Here is a 4,092-nt window from a genome sequence, read left to right as displayed (position 1 = left end):
ACGATAACCCTCCCCGCCCAAACAGAATCCGCTCAAGCCTCCCCACAACTTTCCGAAACTTCACCCGGGAACGCAGGCATGTCCGCCGAACGCCTGGCTAAAATCGATGCCATGCTCGAGAAGGCGATAGCTGAAGACCAGGTACCGGGTGCTGTGGCCCTTATCGCCAGAAACGGCAAAATCATATTCCATAATGCCTATGGCATGGCGGACAATCAAGCCAAGAAGGAAATGACAAAGGATGCCATCTTCAGAATAGCTTCGCAGACGAAGGCCATTACCTCCACCGCCGTAATGATGCTCTGGGAGGAAGGAAAATTTCAATTGGACGACCCCATCTCAAAATACATTCCCGATTTCGGTGAGGCGCAAATTCTCGATACGTTCAACGAAACCGACTCCACCTACACCGTAAAACCGGCAAAAGACCAGATTACCGTCCGTGATTTGATAACCCATACCTCCGGATTGGGATACGGGGTCATCGACGGCGATGAACGGTTTCAAAAAATATACGCCAAAGCGGGCATTACCGACCTCTTTACGACCGAGGATATTACCATCGGGGAGAGCGTCAAGAAATTGGCGAAACTGCCCTTGCACCACAATCCCGGGGATGCCTATTCGTACAGTGAGGGGCTCGACGTGCTAGGCTATTTCGTCGAAAGGATTTCCGGCCTACCTTTCGATCAGTTTTTGAGAACCCGTATTTTTCAACCGCTCGGCATGAACGATACTTGGTTTTATCTTCCGAAGGAAAAACAGGATCGACTGGTAACGGTTCAACAGATCGAGGATGGAAAATGGAGGAAGTATTCCGAGACTTTTTACGATACCGACTACCCGATCAAGGGTGCCAAACGCTTTTTCTCAGGGGGTGCGGGTCTTTCAAGCACGGCAAAAGACTATGCGACCTTTTTGCAGATGTACCTCAATAACGGTGAACTGAACGGAAAACGAATCCTCGGCAGAACGACCGTACAGAGCATCATGGGCAACCAGACCGGTGACCTGTTCGGCGACGGACGTAAACATTATGGCCTGGCCTTCGGGGTAGTAAGCGAAAAAGGGCGGGATTCAGGCGGTATTGGCAGTACTGGTACCTTCGATTGGGGCGGCTATTTCAACACCCAGTACTTCGCGGATCCGAAAGAGCAGGTGATCGGTGTCTTGATGAAACAGACCCAAGGCGATGTTTCCGATGAAACGGGATGGAAGTTCAGGCAAATGGTGTTTGCGTCGATTGACGATTAGTTTTGTCAACCTCGATAAAGTTTTATTACATTTCTTAGATTCAAGTAATCAAATATGGTACCTGTTAGGGTAACGTAGACCAAATGGATGAAGGCTGTCCGAAAACCGGTAATCGTTTGCTAAATTGATTGAGAAGAAGACTTTCTAGGGGAATCTCATTGTGAGGATACCACCTCAATCACAAACCCCGCTCCAGCTCCGCAACTCGCGCCACGGTCTTTACCAATCGATGATGGTTCTTCACGAAGGGGTTTGTCCGGTCCCAAACATAGCCGGCCAAGACAGCACAGATCTGCGCCTTGATGACAGGGTTTTCGTTACTATCGAAAAAGATAGTCTGTAAATTTCCCGTGTACCATTCCTTTACATACGTCGAAAAAACCTTTACGCCTTCCTTCATATGCTTGGCGTAGTCGTTTTCCCAGTCGACGGATTCGCCGTTCAATTGTCGGGCTATCAATTTAGCGGCTACCAAAGAAGATTCGGTGGCAAAGGTCACGCCGGATGAAAATACGGGATCTAAGAATTCGGCGCTGTTTCCGGTCAGCACATAGCCTTCTCCGTAGAGCTGTTTGACCGATTTGGCGATGTTCTTGATCATTTTAGGCTCGAACTCGTAATCGATACCATCAAAACGGTCGAAATAGTAGTCCGACAATTTCATCATTTCCTGAAGTTTTTGACTGTTGTCGCCCTTGAACGATTCTAGATAATCGGTGGGGCCGACGTAGCCTATACTGGTATATCCGTTGGAAAAGGGAATGACCCAAAGCCAGGTTTCGCGGCTTACGATATCGAAGGTAATGATGGTACCTTCCCGCCCTTCCGGACGCTTTATATCTTTGACATGGGTAAAGATGGAGGAATGTTTGGGGATTTCCGAAGGCTTGTCCAGATTCAACAAACGCGGTAGTACCCTTCCGTGGCCGCTGGAATCGACAATATATTTGGCGGAAACGGTTGAAAGTTGTCCATCGGCATCCTTAATAGTTGTGTTTGAATCGCTTCCGTTGAATTCAACGGCAACGACTTCCTGTTCAAAAGCGATGTCTACGCCCCATCCCCTTAAAGTATCCGTGAGGGTCTTATCGAAATCGGCACGTGGCACTTGCCAGGTCCAATCCCATCCTTGCGTAAATTTTTTACTGAAATCAAAATTGCAGATTTTAGCGCCCCGCATAAAACGGGCACCTCCCTTGACCTCAAAATTCTGTTCCTTTAGGGCATCCAACAGTCCGACTTCCTCAAAATGGTCCATGCAGCGGGGCAAAAGACTTTCCCCGATAACGAATCTAGGAAACTTACTTTTTTCAACCACCTTGATCTTTAATCCCTGCCTATGAAGGTAGGCGGCGGATACCGCTCCCGAAGGCCCCGCACCGATAATCAGTACATCCACTTGTTCGCTTTTCATCTACTCATATTTTTTCGTAAAGTCCGCGGTATCTTATTGAAATTCAAAGTAAAAATACGATAATCATTGTGCAAATGTTATAAATTTGCATCTCAGAATCGCTATTTTTACCCCCCGATTAACGGAAACACGTATAGAAGCCTTTTGCGCTTCCACAGATTCAACCGACCGCAGATGCCAAAAATCAAGGGAAAATTAGGAATACAAGATTTTTATAAGACTATTTTTGAGGGACAACCGATTAGCGTTGACCCAAAAGTGATAGAAATCGTACAGAAAAGTTTCGATTTTTTGAAGGATTTCTCGAAGAACAAGGTCATCTATGGCGTAAACACGGGCTTTGGCCCTATGGCGCAATATAAAATCAAGGATTCAGAGACGATTCAACTGCAGTACAACCTCATCCGAAGCCATGCTTCCGGCTCGGGAAACCCCATTCCCCCGAAATACGTAAAAGCCGCTATGTTGGCGCGGTTGAACACCCTTAGCTTGGGCAATTCGGGCGTACATACCTCGGTTATCACGACCATGACCGCCTTGATCAACAAAGACATCACGCCGTTGATCTATGAGCATGGCGGCGTAGGAGCTAGTGGCGATTTGGTGCAACTGGCACATCTCGCCCTGGTATTGATCGGGGAAGGCGAAGTTTTTTTTAAGGGGAATAGAAGACCTACGCAAGAGGTATTTGAAGAGGAAGACATTCAACCCATATCCGTAAAATTGCGCGAAGGCTTAGGCCTTATCAACGGCACTTCAGTCATGACGGGTATCGGAATGGTGAACACCATTTACACCCGACGCTTGCTGGAATGGATGATCGCCTGCTCATCGGCCATCAACGAAATCATGCAGGCCTATGACGACCATCTTTCCGAGCACCTGAACCAGACCAAAAAACATAAGGGACAACGTGAAATCGCAAGGTCGATGCGCAGCCATTTAAAGGATAGTACCCTGACCCGAAAGCGCGAACATCATCTATACACCGATAATAACGGGGTCTCGGTCTTCGAGGAAAAAGTGCAGGAATACTACTCCATTCGCTGTGTGCCCCAAATTCTTGGGCCCATACTCGACACCTTGAACGAGGTCGAGCGCATTTTGATCGAAGAGGTCAATTCGGCCAACGACAACCCTATTGTCGATGTCGAACGAAAGAACGTATACCACGGCGGTAATTTTCATGGCGATTATGTATCCCTTGAAATGGACAAGCTAAAGATCGTCGTGACCAAAATGAGCATGCTCGCGGAAAGGCAATTGAACTATCTTTTAAACCATAAATTGAACGATATTCTTCCCCCTTTCGTAAATTTGGGTACTTTGGGACTCAATTTCGGCATGCAGGGCGTACAGTTCACGGCCACCTCGACCACGGCGGAAAACCAGATGCTCAGCAACCCGATGTACGTGCACAGCAT

At 47.7% G+C, this 4,092-nt stretch carries 3 protein-coding genes; 2 read left to right on the top strand and 1 reads right to left on the bottom strand.

From position 1 onward, the window contains the following. Window positions 1-3: 3 nt before the first annotated feature. Window positions 4-1,254: a serine hydrolase domain-containing protein gene (locus ACEW8S_RS14325; RefSeq protein WP_373518818.1), complete on the top strand. Its 1,251-nt coding sequence runs from the start codon at window positions 4-6 to the stop codon at window positions 1,252-1,254. Window positions 1,255-1,432: 178 nt separating this feature from the next. Here the strand turns inward: ACEW8S_RS14325 and ACEW8S_RS14320 are convergent, their stop codons facing one another. Next, window positions 1,433-2,668 carry an NAD(P)/FAD-dependent oxidoreductase gene (locus ACEW8S_RS14320; protein WP_373518817.1) on the bottom strand — a complete coding sequence of 412 codons (1,236 nt, stop codon included), beginning with the start codon at window positions 2,666-2,668 and terminating at the stop codon, window positions 1,433-1,435. 174 nt (window positions 2,669-2,842) lie between these two features. Between ACEW8S_RS14320 and hutH the strand changes: the two genes are divergently transcribed. Beyond that, window positions 2,843-4,092 (top strand): histidine ammonia-lyase (gene hutH, locus ACEW8S_RS14315; protein ID WP_373518816.1); only part of this gene is annotated, 1,250 nt, incomplete at its 3' end.

The organism is Pricia sp. (assembly GCF_041745955.1).
Taxonomy (GTDB): domain Bacteria; phylum Bacteroidota; class Bacteroidia; order Flavobacteriales; family Flavobacteriaceae; genus Pricia.
Note: the sequence above shows the minus strand (reverse complement) of the source record. Positions and strands in the feature narration are given on the sequence as shown.